We start from the raw sequence: 17303 nt of genomic DNA, 5'->3' as shown, positions 1-17303 counted from the left end.
GTAGATATAAAGGCTTCTTTTATGGCTTGACTAAACCTAGGTACAAAACTCGGTCAATATTGTAAATTGATTTTCTTATCAGCGTTGATTCAGCTGGCTTCATAACAGAAATTAGGGTATATATTTTTTTGATTTGTTCTAAAACATATTCCTTTTCGGTCGTGATAAACTCAGCGCTAAAATTGCTGCTAGCTTCAATTATGCGTTTCAGATGTTCTTCGTAAACTTCGTCTGGCAGAGTTATTTTCGCCATTAAGGTATTGTATGCAAGTGTTCTAATAACCTTTGTCTTGGTGGATGAATTTAATTCCGCATGTTCTTCAAATACAAGTTGGATTGTCTCATCAAGCGTTTTACCAGGCTCGATTACAGTTTTAATAGAATCGATTAAAACGCCTTCATGGTAAAGAGTAGTTGCATCATCATTCTTGATGCGTTTGAGGACTTCATTCTTAGTTTTAATTACCACGTCTGCACCCTCTACATCCGTTATAAGTTTAGTCGCTTCTGCTTTACTCATATCTGCCTTATAAATAAGGAAAAAGAGAGGATTGTATTGACTTGATGAAAGCGCTAATTGCTCCAGCATAACGTGAGGATGCTCACATGCTTGGCTGAAAAAGCTTTCATATATGTCGGCCTCCTTAGACAAAATTGGCTTTCCCTGTCCTTCTACCTCAATCTCGCCTTTTATCATGTACGCCGGTGCGCCATCTACATCTACTAGTTTACCCTGTTTTATGAGGTTTAAATTCTTTAAAGTCTCTTCATTCAATACGAGTTTTCTCCCGTCCTGATTCCCTAAGTCTATTTCGCCGTTTTGAGTGTTTATCAGAGCAACGTTTTGCACACCCATTTCCTGGATTTTTTGCATTGACTCTATCAGTTTGTTTACGCGACTCTGTACTTCTTCTTCCAATACCATCCTTAAATCAGCTGCTTCTATTTTAGTCGTTTGAGCTGGATATCTGAAATATATTTCTCCTCTTTTAACAGGCCCTGAATCCACTTTAACAACAACAGGCCTGCTAGCGGCTTTCTTTACGCTTAAAAAGCCTATTAGTACACCAATATATCTATGTGTATAGAAAACGTACTCTATATTTCCGTCAAGTCCATTGCGTACGGTTGTGCTAACGTACATATTATCTAAATTCTCATATTTATCTTTTATTCCGACTAGCTCATGTGTTATTGGTTCTATTCCAAATATCAAAGTTCCACCTTGGTTATTCGCAAATCCAGATATCGATGATAAATAATCTTTATTAATAGTTTCCCCATGCGTGTGGAGTGATAGTTTAAACTCTATTGTAGAGCTTTCTTCCAAATTTGTTGTCAATTTGGGGTTGTCAACATCAACACTTTTTTTAAAGAGTGTGAGCATTGATTCTTTCATTATTTCAGTCATGTTTTAAATTATAAACAGGTTTATTGTTGGAAACGGCAGTGAATGTAAGTGAGTTAATCCCTAACTTCCCCGAATCTCATTCTTGATGTGCTCCACGAACTGGGCGAATTCGGGTTCGGCTTCGACGTTTTCGTGCCAGGCGAGGCCCATTTCGGCCAGGTTGTATTGGTGCTGGGGGCTGATGGTGGCGCCCGGCACGAGGGCCCCGGCTGCGTCGTGCTCGTAGCCGAGCAGCCAAAGGCGGTCGGCCAGGGCGGTGGTGGTCACGATGTCGTGCGAGACGATGATGACGGTGTTCAGCTCGTCCATGGTCGTGACTTCGACGATGATGCGCTTCACTTCGTCAATCATGGCCACGTCGAGGCCGGAGAAGGGCTCATCGAGCAGGATGAGGTGGTCGGAGCAGAGCAGCTGCTGGGCGATGGCCGCTCGCTGCCGCTGCCCGCCCGAGAGGTGGGCCGGGTACTTTTTGCGGTGCGGCGCGAGGCAGAACCGCTCCAGGTAGGTTTCGACGTGCTGGCGGGCGGCTTCGGGGGCGTGCTTGCGCTCGGCGGCCACCAGCAGATTGTCGAACAGCGTGCGGTGGCCGAACAGCGGGTAGCGCTGCTGCACGAATCCCACCATGCCGGCACGCACAGGCTGCTGGGCCGCGCCTACTTCCACGCGGCCGCTGCTGGGCGCCATCAGCCCCGCCATGATGCGGCACAGCACCGACTTGCCGATGCCCGAGCGGCCGTAGAAGCCCAGAATCTGGCCCTGGGTCATGTTGGGGCGGATAACGTCGAGGATTTGGGCATTGATGTCGCGCAGGATGGGCTCGCCGTGGAAGGACATGGAGATGTTGTCCAGGGTGAGGATGGGGTCGGCGTAGGAGTGGGCGAGGGAGGTCATGGGATGTAGCGCGGACTTTGTAGTCCGCGAGTGAAGGATTTGTGGAAAGGAGTGTGGTATTTTGGACTCGCGGACTACAAAGTCCGCGCTACATCGGGTACATCGTGGCGGACTTGATTTTCTATGAGCGACACCTGCCGCACTGGCTGCCGCCGGGCGCGGATATCTTCCTCACGTTCCGCCTTGCTGATTCGCTGCCACAGGAGGTGCTGAAGCAGTTCCAAGCCGAAGCGCAGGTATTGCAGCTGAATCAAACCCTTGACCCGGCTCAGCTTTATGCGGAGCGCAAGCGGTATTTCGGACGTTTTGATGACTTGCTGGCGAATGCCGGCCACGGCCCAACCTGGCTGCGGCAGCCGGAAATTGCCGCGCTGGTCACGCAATCCATTCATCATTTCGACGGAAAGAATTATGAGCTGCTGGCCTATTGCGTGATGCCGAACCATGTGCACCTGGTGGTACGCCTGCCGGAAGATGCGCCGCCGCTAATGCGTACCATGCAGCGGGTGAAAGGCTACTCGGCGCTGCAAGCCAATAAACTGCTGGGGCGCACGGGCAGCTTTTGGCAAGCCGAGAGCTACGACCATGTGGTGCGCAATGGAGAGCTGGCGCGCATTATTGCCTATGTGATGGAAAATCCGGTGAAAGCAGGTTTAGTGGACGATTGGGAGCATTGGCCGTTCACCTACGTAGCCGCAGTAGCGCGGACTTTGTAGTCCGCGAGTAGCACCGTTTGACTCGCGGACTACAAAGTCCGCGCTACTGCGCAGTCGCCAGCGCCGAGAAAGGGAAAAACACCCGCCGCAGCAGTACAAACCCATAATCCTGCGCCGCCCCAGTGGCCAGAATCACCAGCTGAATGGCCAGCACGCCATCCAGATGCAAATACCGGTTCTGCTTATACAGCAGCAACCCGATACCGCCCTCGCTCTGATAAAGGGTTTCCACCAGCGTAATCATGGTCCAGATGATGGCGAAATTCTGGCGCACCACTTCGAGCATCTCATCCAACTTGCCCAGCACCACCACTTCGTAGAAGCTGCGCCACTCGCTCATGCCCAGGGTGCGGGCGTGGTCCATTTCCTCCTGCGTGGTGGTCAGAATCACGCTCGTCATGCCCGTGACCAGATACACCGTGGCCCCGAAAATGAGCACCGAAAGCTTGACCTGGTGGCCGGAGCTCACCATCAGGGCCATGAAGAAGGTGAGGCCCGTCAGCGTCAAATAGCGCATCTTGGAGGCCGCGTAGGCGATGGGCCGGAAGAAGGGCAGCGCCGTGAGGTAGGAGATGCCCAGCGCCAGCACCGTGGCCACGGCCAGGGCTTCGATGGCCGTGGTCATGCTGGCCCACAGCTCCTGAATGAGCCCCTGCGTGGTGATGAGGTCGCCGAGCGAGCGGACGACTTCACCCAGGCTGGGGAAGAGCTGCATGGGGTAAAACAGCCACAGCAGTAGCAACAGGGCCACCTGAGCCACCACCATCGAGGTGAACACGAGGCGGGCAGGCTGGGCGTTGGGGGCGAATAGCGTTTTCATGGCATATAGCGTGGACTCTGCGAGTCCGCGTCACGAGCGGCAGCGAGTATCGTCGCCTGCGCTCGTGCTCGGAGAAATAATGTGTAGAAATCAAGGCGACGATACTCGCTCGTTCGTTACGCGGACTCGCAGAGTCCACGCTACTGGTTAATTGCCCAGCACCACTTCCACGCGGCGGTTTTTGGCTTTTCCGTCGGGGGTGGCATTGCTGGCTACCGGCTCGGTGGCGCCGTGCGCGTATACCTGCACGCGGCCGTCGGGGAAAGCGCTGTGGCTCTTGGTTTCGAGCCAGTGCTCCACGGCCATGGCGCGGTCTTCGCTCAGCTGCTGGTTGGCCTGCGGGTCGCCGGTGTTGTCGGTGTGGCCGTGCACGGCCACTTTCAGGCGGCCGGCCACCACGAGGTCGTTGAACAGCTGGTTCAGGTCGTGCTCGGCGGCGGGAGTGAAGGTGCTCTGGCCGCTGTTGAACTCGATGTTCCAGGCGCGCTTGCTCACATTCTGGCGGATTTCGTCGCCGGCGGCAAACTGCTGGGCGTCGGCCGGGGCTACCGCTTTGCCTTTGTATTGGGCCTGGAGCTTCTTTAGGGGCGCGAGGTCCAGCATCTGGTCGAGCGGTACGTAGCTGGGCAGCTCTTTTGGGTAGAGCTTCTTCTGCACGTCGCCGAAGGTTTTGTACACGGCGGCGTAGATGTTGGTGCCGCCTTCATCGAGGCCGAACAGGTTCAGGTTATCGCTGAAGTTGAAGGCTTTGCTGCCGCCCAGCTCCACCACGTCGCCGTTGCGGTCGGCCTCGCTCACGCCCTTGTAGTACTTCAGCCAGTAAGCGCCGGGCTTGTCCTGGTCGCCGTACACGTCGGCCGAAATATCCGCGGCGCGGGTCAGTGCTTCGGGGTGCGATTTCACCTGGTCGCCGGCTATGGCGAAGCCGGTCATCAGGCCCATTACTTCTTTCGGGTGGGCGTCATACCAGCGCTTGGTGGTGACCATGATGTTGGGCATCTGGTTTGAATAGTCTTTGGTGCTCACGATGTTGACGAGGCCGCCGCGCTGCTTGGCGATGTTCACGTCGCCGGGCGTCCAGGTGGCCACGGCATCGGCCACCACGTCTACTTTCACACCGGTATTCTTGCCGTTCACTATTTTGGTGCGGCTTTCCGGCTTGCCGAGGATGTATTTTTCGGCGGCCACCAGGAAGTCAGAGGCGGCCATGAAGTTCACGGCTTCGGGGTCGTAGGTGGTTTCGTCGGGGTTCACTTTCAGGCCGTTGTCGGCGCACCATTTCAGGGCGATGTTCTGGTCGCCGTCGCGCAGGTAGCAGGCCACGGTTTTGCCCAGGGCCGTTTTGGGGTTGTCAAGCCATTCTTTTGGGCCCATCAGCTTGTCTTCGCCGAAGGATTTACCCACCGAGTAGGGAATCACCTGGAGCTGGGTGCCGGCCTTCTGCAATTCGGCCTGCACGGCCGAGAAAGCCGGCAAACCGTCGCCCATAATGCTCACAATCAGGCCCGGGGTTTCCGGCTTGTTTTGCAGGTCGAGGGCATTTTTCACCAAGTCAGCCTGCATCTTGCTCACGTCGTCCTGGCGCACAATCTGCATGTCCACGCCGTTGGCGGCCATGGATGAACCCATGGTGCTGCGGGGCCCGCCGTTGGCCAGCATGCCGGCCATCTGGCTGTTCCAGGCCATTACTTCCCAGGTAATGGGCGTGCCCTTGTCGGCCGGGGCGGTGCCGGGCAGCTGCGCCAGCGGCACCACGATGTTGGCCCGGTTGCCACCCGTAGCAGCCGGCAGCTCGATGGAATTCAAAAGCACCGACTGCGTGTCGGCCTTCTTAAAGACGGCCCCGCTGGAAACCAGCTTGTTGATGCCGAAGTACAGAGCGGCCACCAGGAGGAGGCCGATTAAAAATTTACCGCGTGTGGTCATTGTGAGGAGGAAATTATAGCGCGGACTTTAGCTATACTGACCTTTCGGTTGCAGCCCGCGCCCGCACCGAGAAGCGCGAATGATTTGAAAAAGAAGGGTTAGAAAGTGCCGCGTTGGCTGCCTGGCTGCGAGTGAGCCGGGAGCAGGGCGGCCGGTTTGGCGGGGGCCTGGTGCCGGGCGACCGGCTGGGCGAGGTGCCGCTTCGTTGTGGCCTGGGCCGCCGATTCGCGGACCAGCAAGTCGGCGCTGCTGAGGCAGGCCCAGGCCAGCAAAAAGCTAGTCAAGCAGGCTAGAATAGGCATCATCGGAGGCTTTTTTGGTGGCTAGAATTCCCTGGGTAACCTGAGGCTTTTCGTTGAGCACAGCGTTGAAATCGCCTTTCTGGTACTTGTCGAGCAGGCGCTGGCCCTTCTCGCTCATCACGCCGTTCTGGATGTCCATCTCCTTTACGAAGTCCTGCGAGTAGCGCATGGCTTGCTTGATTTGGCCCAATTGCTGGGCCATGTCCTGGGCCACGCGGTCGGTGGCCAGGTCGAAGAAGTACTTCTTGTCGGGGTCGCCGCGCAGGATGTTCATGGCCGCGCGCATGCCGGAGCTGGTGCGTTTCACCAGCTGGTACTCGTCTTTCAGGAGGTTGACTTTGAACTTGCTGCCGTCAATCTGGCGCAGCGCGGCTTTCAGAATCTGGCGCATTACCACCGTCACGTTGGCCGTGGTGGTGGCCATGGGCTGCAGGCGCTGGTTGTAGTCCTGGATTTGGGCGGCGCGCGAGGCATACGTTTCGGCGGCGTCCTTTTCGCCCTGGCGGGTGGCCGAGTCGGCCAGCGCCAGGTACTCCTTCATTTGCGCGTCGTTGGCGGCCAGCTTGCGTTTCACCAGCTCGTGGGCTCCTTCGATATTGGTCACCTCGGCGTCCATTTTCCGGGCCTCTTTTTCAGTGTTCCGGATGTAGTCTTCCATGATGCCGATGGGGTCGGTGTTCACGAAAATCCCGGCCATCGTGCGCAGAATGCGCTGCCCGGCATACCACAGCCCGGCCTTAATGCGCTTATTCGTGGCCAGCAAAAACAGCACAAACAGCGCCCCCAGGCCAATGCCCAGCTTCACGGTGTCGAACACCATGTCGACGAGGAAGGGCAAAATCGCGCCCCAGAAGTACACCGCCGTGCCCACTAGTCCGATGAGGACCACGCGGCCGGCAATTTTTTCCGGCTGCTGCCACTTGGGGAGGCCGGATTCAGAATCGAAAGAGGGAAGTGCGTTCATGGTCGTAAGAAGTTGAAAGGATTAGCGAGAGGAGGTTTGGGTCAGAAATGATTGGGTGGCCTGGCGGTGGGCTTGCAGCTCGGCCGTGGCGGCGGCGCTGGCGGCTTCGTAGGAAGCCAGCGCGGATTGCGCTTTCTGGCGCTCGGCTTGCAGCTGCTCCTGCGTGGCCTGGAGCTGCTGGCTTTTCTCGGCCAGCTGCTTGGTGAGGTCGGCCACGGCGGTTTGCAGGCGGGTTTCCTGCAGCGTGAGCAGGGCCACCGCGCCGGTTGGCCCTTGCGGGTTCGGGCTTTCGCCGACCTTGTCGCGGTGGCGGGCCTGCACCTTGGCGCGGTCGTCGGCCAGCTTCTGCTCCAGGCTTTGGGCGGAGGATAGCAGCGTCGGCAGGTCGGTGCCGGTGAGGGCGGCGAAGGCGTTGAAAGCCGTTTGGTAGAGCAGCTGGCCCGTCAAGCCACTGCCGGCCATGCTCTTAACCATCCGGGTGTAGGTGCCGAAATCCTTGCCGTCGCCGGCCAGCAGGCTGGCAATGTGGTCGAGGTGGCGCTGCTCGGGCGGGGTACCGAGCGGGGCCGGGCCGGCCGGCAGCGGGGCTGCTGGTGTCGGTGGCACCGGCTGCGGCGAAGCAGTAGCCGCGCCGGCCGGGGCCGCCGCTACTTCTTCGACGAAGAAGCCCTTGGCGGCTTTGGTAAGGTTATCGAGAATGGCCATGACAGCGTCTGGTTGGTGACTTCCACACTATCCCAATACCAATGCCGATTCGGATGACAAAACTTGTTATCCTGCCTGGTAATTGATAATCAACAGTTTAATAAAAAAATCCCCGCTCGGCATAAAGCCCAGTGGGGAGAAATTTTTCCAAAATGGCAAGGCTGAATTTTCAAATCAGCAAGAATTTGTTCGGGGTCAGGCTTTAGCAGTCAGGAATGTTAGGCTGTCGTACTCAGCTGGCGTCCACGCAGCCGAAGCATCTCTGCCGCGCGACTAATCCAATCGACTGATTTAGTGTTGCGGTAGTGTTACTTCGCTGCGCCCTGCATGACGTTCATATTCGAGACGATACCCCCAGCTGCGGAGTAGCCGCAGCGCGGCGGCAGGTTTGTAGTAAACAGGTTGTGCCAGACAAAAGCCGCGTAGCGGTGACAGAAACGCGGGGCTAATCTGTCACCGCTACGCGGCTCTGTCGTCCAGATAGCAACCTTGCTACAAACCTTTCACCGCTACGCGGCTACTTCGCAACTTGGGCTAAATACTCAGGCGGAACAGGTCGCCTTCGCCTTTTAGCGACGATTGCCGGATGATTAAATCGCCGGCGATGACGAAGGTGCGGGGCTGGAAATGCTCTTTCTGCTGCACCTGCTCGAGAAAGAGCCGGGCCGCCTGCTGGCCGACGCGGTAGGGGTGAAGGTCAACAGTAGTGAGGCCGGGCTCAATCATGGAGGCCATAAACTCGTCGCCGAAGCCCACCACGGCCATATCGCGGGGCACGCGCAGGCCACGCTTTTTCAGGGCCACCAGCAGGTCGAAGGCATTGGTGTAATTGATGGCAAAAATGGCGTCGGGCGGCTCGGGCAGAGCCAGCCAATTGTCGAGCGCGACCACCGCTTCCGCGGTCTGAAATTCGATATGGACCTCGTATTCCGGACGCAACGGCATCTGGTAGCGTTTCAGCGCGTGCTGGTAGCCCGCGAGGCGGTTGCGGCTGATGAGCAGCGACTCGGGTCCGGCCAGGATGGCAATGCGCCGGGCGCCCTGCTGAATGAGGTGCTCCGTGACGTTGAAAGCCCCATTCCAGTCATCAAGAATCACCTTGGCGCTGTCCACTTCGTTGCTCACGCGGTCGAAATGGACCACGGGAATGCCCCGGCAGGCGCTGGGCTTTACGTGGTCGAAGTTTTCGGTTTCGCGGGAGTGGCAAATCAGCAGACCGTCGACCTGGCTGGCCACCAGGGCCTGCACGTTGCTCACTTCGGTGCGGTACGATTCCTTGGATTGGCAAATCATCACCCGGTAGCCAGCCTCCGTAGCCACCGACTGAATGCCGCTGACCACGGTGGCAAAAAATGGCCGCTCGATGTCCGGAATCAGCACGCCGAGGGTGTGTGTTTCGCGGCTTTTTAGGCTCTGGGCCAGCAGGTTGGGATGGTAGTCGAGCAGCCGGGCAGCGTCGAGAATGGCCTGACGGGTGACGGGACTGATATCGGTATGCCCGTTCAGGGCCCGCGATACCGTGGACGAGGCCACGCCCACCGCCTTGGCCACGTCGCCAATGGTGGTTTGGGCGCGTCGGCGCTCCGGAGACTGGCCGGTTTTTTCTTCCGTGAAATGGTAGTCGCACGCCTTGCAGAGGTAGCGTTGACGGCCCCGCACAAAGCCGGCCTTCAGCACCGAATCAGAAAGCTTGCACTTGACGCACGTTGCCATTTTAAATAGGATTTAGTTTAGAATTTGGTCCTCCAGCCCCTCCTCAAGAGAGGCTGATGTGAGGACTCACTCAAATATAACGTGGAAATTTTTTTTTCGGCTGGGTAAACACAAAGTTAACTATCGGAAACGTTTCCGGAAACGTTTCCGATAGTTATATGGGTAATGCATTGAAATTGAGCATATTTTTTCTAATGGAGATTACCAAATCATGTTCTACATTCGATAACAAGTCAACTGGATGACCTATCCGCAGTGTTTGCGGCTGTGTGGTTAATAATTGATTCTTAGTTAAACACAAATTGCATTTTAGCTGATAAACCCATGTTGCACGCCATGCGTTGGTTTGGTCCCCACGACCCCGTTTCACTCTTCGATATCCGGCAGGCCGGGTGCGCGGGCGTGGTGACGGCGCTGCACCAGTTGCCGGTGGGGGCCCCGTGGCCGGCGAGCGAAATCCAGGCCCGCCAGCGGCTGATTGAGGCCGACAATGCCACGCACACGGCGCTGCACTGGGCGGTGGTGGAAAGCCTGCCGGTGCACGAGGACATCAAGAAGGGCCGGCCGGGCCGGGAGCAATACATTGCCAACTACATGGAGTCGCTGCGCAACCTGGCGGCCTGCGGCCTGCGCACGGTGTGCTACAACTTCATGCCGGTGCTGGACTGGTCGCGCACCAACACCGGCTACGAAATGCCGGATGGCTCGCGGGCGCTGCGCTTTGTGTGGCAGGACTTTGCGGTGTTCGACCTCTGCATTCTGAAGCGGCCCGGTGCGGCGGCCGACTACGCAACGGCCGTGGCTGAGGCCGCCCGGCAGCAGTTCGCCGTCATGAGCGCCGAGGAAATTGCCACCCTGACCAACACCGTGCTGCTGGGCCTGCCCGGCTCCGAGGAGGCGTTTGAGCTGGGCGGCTTCCAGCGTTTGCTGGATGAGTACGCCGCCATCGATGCAGAGGCACTGCGCGAGAACCTATATTACTTTATCCGGGAAGTGGCTCCGGTGGCCCAGGAAGTGGGAATTAATCTCTGCATTCACCCCGACGACCCGCCGTATCCGCTGCTGGGCCTGCCGCGGGTAGTGAGCACGGCGGCCGACATCGCGCAGCTGTTTGCCGCGTGCGACGTGCCGGCCAACGGCCTCACTTTCTGCACCGGCTCCCTGGGCGTGCGGGCCGATAACGACCTGGCGGCAATTGCCCGCCAGTTTGGCCCCCGCATTCATTTTATTCATCTGCGGGCCACGAAGCGCGAGGAAAATCCGCGCAACTTCCACGAAGCCGACCACCTGGCCGGCGACGTGGATATGTACGCCGTGGTGCGCGAGCTGGTGCTGGAGGAGCAGCGCCGCGCCGAACAAGGAGCCGCCGACAGCGCCATCCCGATGCGCCCCGACCACGGCCACCAAATGCTCGACGACCTCCGGAAAACGACCTATCCGGGCTATTCGGCCATTGGCCGCCTGCGCGGGCTGGCCGAGCTGCGCGGCCTGGAACACGGCATTCGGCGCGGGTTGGCGGCGGCGCCTGAGCCGGTGGCCCGCCTGCCTGAAGCCCGGCAGCGCGCCTAGCCCCACACTCTTCCTCCCAAATCCCACCCACCCCGATGTTGCTCCGCTCAGCCCTGCTTTTGCTGGTATTTATCGTCGCCGCGCCCTGCTGCCGGGCCGATGATGGCTACCGGCTGTGGCTGAAATACGATTTGATTGCGGACAGTCCGCAACGGGCTCAGTACCGCGCCGCCGCGCAGTTTATTGCCGCCAATGGCCCGGATGCCGTGCTGAAAACGGCGGCGGCGGAGTTGCAGCGCGGCTTGCAGGGCCTGCTGGGGCAGCCGGTACCGGTGGTTGAGCAGGCAGCGAATGGCAGCTCGAAGCGCGGCATTCTGTTGGTGGTGAGCGCGGCAGCAAACGTTCCGGATGCCGCGCGCAGCACCGAGGGCTACCGCATTTTTGCCCAGGGCAGAAACCTGGTGGTGACGGGTAGGAGCGGGGCGGGCGTGCTCTACGGCGTGTTTGCCCTGCTGCGGCAGCTGCAAACCCGGCAGCCCCTGGCCAACCTGGCCGGCAGCCCGCGCATTCGGTACCGGCTGCTCAATCATTGGGACAACCCAAATGGCACCGTGGAGCGCGGCTACGCGGGCTCCAGCATCTGGAAATGGGCGGAGCTGCCCGAGCGGCTCGACCCGCGCTATAAAGACTACGCCCGCGCCAATGCCTCCATCGGCCTCAATGGCGTGGTGGTGAACAACGTGAATGCCAGTGCGCGCTACCTCACGCCGGAGTATTTGCAGAAGGTGAAAGCACTGGCGGGCGTGTTCCGGCCCTACGGCATTCGGGTGTATTTGTCGGTGCTGTGGGCCGCGCCCAAGGTGATTGGCGGCCTGAAGACCTCCGACCCGCTCGACCCGCAGGTGAACCAGTGGTGGGCGGCCCGCAGCGAAGCAATCTATCAGGCCATTCCCGATTTCGGCGGCTTTCTGGTGAAGGCCAACTCGGAAGGCGAGCCCGGCCCGCAGGACTACGGCCGCAGCCACGCCGACGGAGCCAACATGCTGGCCGCCGCGCTGGGCCAGCACGACGGCATTGTGATGTGGCGCGCCTTTGTGTACAAGGCCAACTCGAACGGTGACCGGTTCAAGGAAGCTTACGAGGAATTTAAGTCGCTCGATGGACAGTTTTCGCCCAGGGTGCTGGTGCAGGTGAAGAACGGACCGATTGATTTTCAGGCCCGTGAGCCCTTCCACCCGCTGTTTGGGGCCATGCCCAAAACGCCGCTGGTGCTGGAGGTGCAAATTACCCAGGAGTACCTGGGCATGGCTACGCATCTGGTGTACCTGGCGCCGCTCTTCAAGGAGTGTCTGGATGCCGACACGCGGGTGAAAGGGCCGGGCTCGACGGTGGCGAAGGTGGTGGATGGCAGCCTCGACCAGCACGCCATCAGCGGGATTGCGGGCGTGGCCAACATTGGGGCCGACCGCAACTGGACCGGGCACCCCATGGGCCAGGCCAATTGGTACGCCTTCGGCCGGCTGGCCTGGGACTATACCCTGACTTCGGCCGCCATTGCCACCGAATGGACCAGCATGACGCTGACCACCGAGCCCAAAGCCGTGGCTGCGATTGTGAACATGATGGGGAAGTCGCGCGACATCTACGTGCGCTACACCACGCCGCTGGGCCTGCACCACATCATGGGCCAGAACATTCACTACGGCCCCGAGCCCTGGCTGGCCCAGGCCGGCCGCCCCGACTGGACCGCCGTGTACTACCACAAGGCCGATTCCGCGGGCCTCGGCTTCAACCGCACCGCTACCGGCTCCAACGCCCTCGCGCTGTATGCGCCGGCCGTGCAAAAGCAGTGGGGCGATGCCAAAACCTGCCCGCTGAACTACCTGCTCTGGTTCCACCACGTGGGCTGGAAGCAGCCGCTGAGCACCGGCCGCACGCTCTGGAACGAGCTGTGCACGCGCTACTACACCGGCGCCGATTCCGTGACCTGGATGCAGCAGCAGTGGGCCGCCGTGAAGCCCGCCGTGGACGCGGCCGTGTTCGCCGACGTGGCGGCGCGGCTCGAAATCCAGCGGCACGAGGCCCTGTGGTGGCGCGATGCCTGCGTGCTCTACTTCCAGACTTATTCCAAACTGCCCATTCCGGCCCCGTTCAGCCCGCCTGCGCGCACTTTGGCCGAAGTCAAAAGCCTGGTAGACCTCTATCAGCTCAAATAATTTATCTCTGCAAAAATACCGATATGAAGAATCTTGCGCACGATAATGGATTGGCCAGCAATGCGCTTGCTGGCCATGCAACGGCCCTGGTCACGCAGGGGCACCAGCGGCACGCCAACGTGTTTTCGCTGGACGGCAAGCTGGCGCTGGTGACCGGCGGCGGCAGCGGCATCGGGCTGGAAATAGCCCGCTGCATGACCGAGGCCGGCGCCACGGTGGTCATCACGGGGCGGCGCGAGGCGGTGCTGCGCGAAGCAGTGGCGGCCCTCGGCGAGTCGGCCGAATACCTCGTCAACGACATTGCCGACCTATCCTCAATCGAAGGCCTGGTGGCGCAGATTGAGGCCACCTACGGCCCGCTCGATATCCTGGTGAACAACGCCGGCATCAACCTCAAAAAGCCGGCCCTGGAGGTTACGGATGAGGAATTCAGCCGGATTCTGCACACCAACCTGCACTCCGTGTTTGCCCTCACGCGGGCCTGCGCCAGCCGCATGGTGGCCCGCCGCAAGGGCGTTATCCTGATGATTTCCTCGATGGCCGCCTACTACGGCATCGACCGCGTGGTGGCCTACGCGGCCTCCAAGTCGGCGGTGGAGGGCATGGTGAAGGTGCTGGCCTCGGAGTTTTCGGTGCACGGCGTGCGGGTGAATGCCATCGCGCCGGGCTTCATCGAAACCGAGATGAGCCGCACCGCCATGAACTCCGACCCCGACCGGCGCGACCGCGCCATGCGCCGCACGCCCATGGGCAGCTTCGGCCGGCCCGAGGACATCGGCCACGCGGCCGTTTTCCTGGCCTCGGAAGCGGCCCGCTACATCACCGGCGCGTCGCTGCCCGTGGACGGCGGCAATTCCATCGGGTTCTGATTCCCACCCACGCTCGCGCAACTCACTTTACATACCCACCACCAAACCCACTCAATGCCATGCAAGTACCTTTATTTCCAAATGCCCCCCGCCGGGTTCGGCGCTGGGTGCAACTCATCGGGGCAGTCCTGCTGCTCGTGGGTGGGCTGCTGCCCTCAGCAGCGTGGGCCCAGGCCAGCCGCACGGTGTCCGGCACCGTTACTTCGGAAGCCGGTGAGCCCCTGCCGGGCGTGACCGTTATTGTGAAGGGCACGACTGTAGGCGCCACCACCAACGTAGTCGGCGAATACAGCCTGAATGTGCCCGAAGGAGTCACCACATTGGTAGTCAGCTCAATTGGCTACGAGAAAAAGGAATTCCCCGTGGGCACGTCGGGCCGCGTCGATGCCAAACTGGCCAGCGAAGCCCAGTCCCTGAACGAGGTGCAGGTGGTGGGCTACGGTACCCAGAAAAAGAGCCAGGTAACGGGCGCCATCTCGTCGGTAGATGAGAAGGCGCTGCACGACGTGCCGGTGGCCAACGTGGCCCAGGCCCTGCAAGGCCGCGCGGCGGGCATCACGATTTCGAGCAACGGCACCTCGCCGGGCCAGGCGCCCACCATCCGCATCCGGGGCAACCGCTCGCTTTCGGGCTCGAACGACCCGCTGCTGGTAGTGGACGGCGTGCCCTACGACGGCAGCCTCAACGACCTGAACCCCGATGACCTGACTTCGGTAGAAGTGCTCAAGGATGCCTCCTCGACGGCCATTTACGGGGCACGCGGCGCCAACGGCGTTATCCTCATCACCACCCGCCGGGGCAAGAGCGGCGCGCCCAAAGCCACCTACAGCGGCTACTACGGCACGAAGCAGGCCTACGGTAAATTCGACATCCAAAACGGGCAGCAGTACTACAACTATAAGCTCGAAGCCTACCGGGCCGCCTCGGCCACCGGTACCTACGACCCCGCTTCCCCCACGTTCCTGACCACGGATGAGCGGGCCAACTACAGCGCCGGCAAGACGACCGACTACCAAAGCACGCTGCTGCAGAAGGGCCACATCCAGAACCACTCGCTGGGCGTGAGCGGTGGCACCGACAACACGCAGTACTCGGCTTCGCTGGGCTATTACGACGAGACAGGGATTGTGCCCGTGCAGCGCTTCCAGCGCTATTCGCTCCGCGGCACCCTCGACCAGAAAATCGGGGGCCGGGTAAAAATCGGGGTGAACACGCTGAACTCGTTCACCCAGGAGCAGGACCCGAACGTCAACGTCCTGAACCAGATTATCACCACCAGCCCCCTGGCTTCGGCCTATGGCCCCGACGGCCAGCTCGTGCTCTACCCGAACGGCGACAACGCGGGCTCGAACCCCCTCACGCTGTACACGCCGAACGCGCACCTGGACCGCCGCCGCCGGCTGCGCACCTTCAACAGCCTGTATGGGCAGGTGAACATCCTGAAAGGCCTGGATTATCGCCTCAACGTGGGCCTCGATGGCCGCACCGAAGCCAACGACGCCTTCTACGCCTCCATTACTCCGCAAAACGGCGGTGGCGTGAACACGGCCTCCAGCTCGTCGGCGGTGGCCTACAACCTGCTGGCTGAGAACATTCTTACCTACAACCGCACCTTTGCCGAGAAGCACGACCTGAACGTGACGGCTCTCTACAGCCGGCAAACCTTCCATACCGATGGTTTCGGGGCCACGGTGCAGAATACCCTGGCCGACTACCAGCTGAACACCAACCTGGGCGCGGGCACTCCCCGGGGCACCAACAACCCCACGCAGCCCGTTGATTGGGCGCTGGAGTCCTACATGGCCCGCATCAACTACTCGTTCGATAACCGCTACTCGGTCACGCTGACCTCGCGCATCGACGGTTCGTCGCGCCTGGCCGTTGGCAACAAATACAAGCAATTCCCCTCGGCCGCCGTGGCCTGGAACATTGCCAACGAGTCGTTTCTGAAAGGCCAGGAATGGCTGAGCGTGCTGAAGCTGCGGGCCAGCCTGGGCCGCGTGGGCAGCACCGCCATCAACCCCTACCAGACGCAGGGCTCGCTGCTGACCGGCATTGGCCAGGGGGCTTATAACTACGGCGCCACCGGCGCGGTGGGCGTGGTGCCGGGCACCATTCCGAACCCCAACCTGGGCTGGGAATACACCACCACCGCCAACGTGGGCCTCGACTTTGGGTTCCTGAACAACCGCATCACGGGCAGCGTGGAAGTGTACCAGCAGCGCACCAGCGACCTGCTGCTGCCCGACGCCCTGCCCACGGCCAGCGGCTACGGCTCGTTCGTGCGCAACGCGGGCCAGACCCAGAACCGGGGTTTTGAGCTGTCGCTCACCACGGCCAACGTGCGCTCCGCCAACCCCGGCGGCTTTGAGTGGAGCACCGATTGGAACTTCACCGTCAACCGCGAGCGGGTCCTCGACCTGAACCTGTACAACACCGACGGCAGCGTGCGCGATGACATCGGTAACCAGCGCTTCATTGGCCAGCCGCTTTATGTGATTTACGACTACAACAAGCTGGGCATCTGGCAAACCTCGGAAGCCGACCTGGCTCGGAAGTACGGCTCGAAGCCCGGCCAGATTAAAGTGCAGGACGTGAACAACGACGGGAAAATTGACGGCAGCGACCGCCAGGTAGTCGGCTCGCGCCAGCCCAAGTTTGAGGCCGGCCTCACCAACCGCTTCCGCTTCATGGGCTTCGACATGACCATCGTGGCCCTGACCCGCGTGGGCGCTACCGTGGTGGACCCGTATTCCTTCGGCCCCAGCTACTACGCCACCAACACCGGCCGCCGCAACCAACTGAACTTCGACTACTGGACGCCGACCAACCCCAGCAACGAGTACCCCGAGCCCGACAACTCGACCCGTCCCAACGAGTGGCCGACCTACGGCTCGACGCTGGGCTACCACAGCGGCACCTTCATCAAGGTGCGCAGCATCGACCTGGGCTACACCCTGCCGGGCGCCTGGGCCAAGTCGGCCTTCATGAGCTCGGCCCGCATCTACATCCAGGTGCAAAACCCCTACATCTGGGCCAAGGATGCCTACTTCCAGCGCAACAAAGCCATCGACCCCGATGCGCTGTCGTACTCGTCGCGCTTCGACTCGTCGCAGGGCGTTACGTCGGCTAACATCTCGTTCCAGGGTGGCAACAACTACCCGGTCACGCGGTCCTTCATCGCCGGTATCAACCTGGGCTTTTAAGTTAGTTGTCAGTTGTTAGTCAGCTATTTGATTTTGATTGATAACCGGCAACTAA

At 60.0% G+C, this 17303-nt stretch carries 13 protein-coding genes; 5 read left to right on the top strand and 8 right to left on the bottom strand.

The genetic code is table 11. The annotated features are described in order from the left end of the window. Positions 1–19: 19 nt before the first annotated feature. On the bottom strand, positions 20–1411 hold the full coding sequence (locus J4G38_RS17855) for an AlbA family DNA-binding domain-containing protein (protein ID WP_210520421.1): 1392 nt from the start codon (positions 1409–1411) through the stop codon (positions 20–22). A gap of 60 nt (positions 1412–1471) precedes the next feature. Beyond that, a complete protein-coding gene (locus tag J4G38_RS17850) occupies positions 1472–2302 on the bottom strand; it encodes an ATP-binding cassette domain-containing protein (RefSeq protein WP_210520422.1) in 831 nt (276 codons plus the stop codon). 104 nt (positions 2303–2406) lie between these two features. Here J4G38_RS17850 and J4G38_RS17845 point away from each other — a divergent pair, with 104 nt between their 5' ends. Continuing rightward, on the top strand, positions 2407–3018 hold the full coding sequence (locus tag J4G38_RS17845) for an REP-associated tyrosine transposase (RefSeq protein WP_210520424.1): 612 nt from the start codon (positions 2407–2409) through the stop codon (positions 3016–3018). A 43-nt stretch (positions 3019–3061) separates the two neighbouring features. Here the strand turns inward: J4G38_RS17845 and J4G38_RS17840 are convergent, their stop codons facing one another. From J4G38_RS17840 to J4G38_RS17815, 6 genes are all read right to left on the bottom strand, one after another. Then, positions 3062–3838 carry an ABC transporter permease gene (locus tag J4G38_RS17840; protein ID WP_226163530.1) on the bottom strand — a complete coding sequence of 259 codons (777 nt, stop codon included), beginning with the start codon at positions 3836–3838 and terminating at the stop codon, positions 3062–3064. A 147-nt stretch (positions 3839–3985) separates the two neighbouring features. Continuing rightward, entirely contained in the window at positions 3986–5764 is a 1779-nt protein-coding gene (locus J4G38_RS17835; protein WP_210521803.1) for an OmpA family protein, read from the bottom strand. Positions 5765–5862: 98 nt separating this feature from the next. Continuing rightward, a complete protein-coding gene (locus J4G38_RS17830; RefSeq protein WP_210521804.1) occupies positions 5863–6048 on the bottom strand; it encodes a hypothetical protein in 186 nt (61 codons plus the stop codon). Then, positions 6041–7030, bottom strand: a complete 990-nt coding sequence (locus J4G38_RS17825) for a hypothetical protein (RefSeq protein WP_210521805.1) — start codon at positions 7028–7030, stop codon at positions 6041–6043. The genes J4G38_RS17830 and J4G38_RS17825 overlap by 8 nt, the downstream gene beginning before the upstream one ends. 21 nt (positions 7031–7051) lie before the next feature. Further along, positions 7052–7735: a hypothetical protein gene (locus J4G38_RS17820; protein WP_210521806.1), complete on the bottom strand. Its 684-nt coding sequence runs from the start codon at positions 7733–7735 to the stop codon at positions 7052–7054. A 534-nt stretch (positions 7736–8269) separates the two neighbouring features. Then, positions 8270–9448 (bottom strand): LacI family DNA-binding transcriptional regulator, encoded by a 1179-nt coding sequence (locus tag J4G38_RS17815; protein ID WP_210521807.1) that lies wholly within the window; start codon positions 9446–9448, stop codon positions 8270–8272. 324 nt (positions 9449–9772) lie between these two features. Between J4G38_RS17815 and uxuA the strand changes: the two genes are divergently transcribed. From uxuA to J4G38_RS17795, 4 genes are read left to right on the top strand one after another with little or no spacing between them, the layout of a single operon-like run. Further along, the gene (uxuA, locus tag J4G38_RS17810) at positions 9773–11017 is read left to right on the top strand and encodes a mannonate dehydratase (protein ID WP_226163529.1); all 1245 of its coding nucleotides are present in this window, start codon (positions 9773–9775) and stop codon (positions 11015–11017) included. Between the two features lie 35 nt (positions 11018–11052). After that, the gene (locus J4G38_RS17805) at positions 11053–13173 is read left to right on the top strand and encodes an alpha-glucuronidase family glycosyl hydrolase (protein WP_210521808.1); all 2121 of its coding nucleotides are present in this window, start codon (positions 11053–11055) and stop codon (positions 13171–13173) included. Between the two features lie 23 nt (positions 13174–13196). Further along, positions 13197–14042, top strand: coding sequence for an SDR family NAD(P)-dependent oxidoreductase (locus J4G38_RS17800; protein ID WP_210521809.1), 846 nt, complete (start codon positions 13197–13199; stop codon positions 14040–14042). Between the two features lie 59 nt (positions 14043–14101). Next, entirely contained in the window at positions 14102–17248 is a 3147-nt protein-coding gene (locus J4G38_RS17795; RefSeq protein ID WP_210521810.1) for a SusC/RagA family TonB-linked outer membrane protein, read from the top strand. The last annotated feature ends 55 nt before the right edge of the window (positions 17249–17303 follow it).

It is taken from the genome of Hymenobacter terricola (assembly GCF_017921975.2).
Lineage (GTDB): Bacteria > Bacteroidota > Bacteroidia > Cytophagales > Hymenobacteraceae > Hymenobacter > Hymenobacter terricola.
The sequence above is the reverse complement of the archived record's forward strand: the minus strand, read 5'-3'. Positions and strand labels throughout refer to the sequence as shown.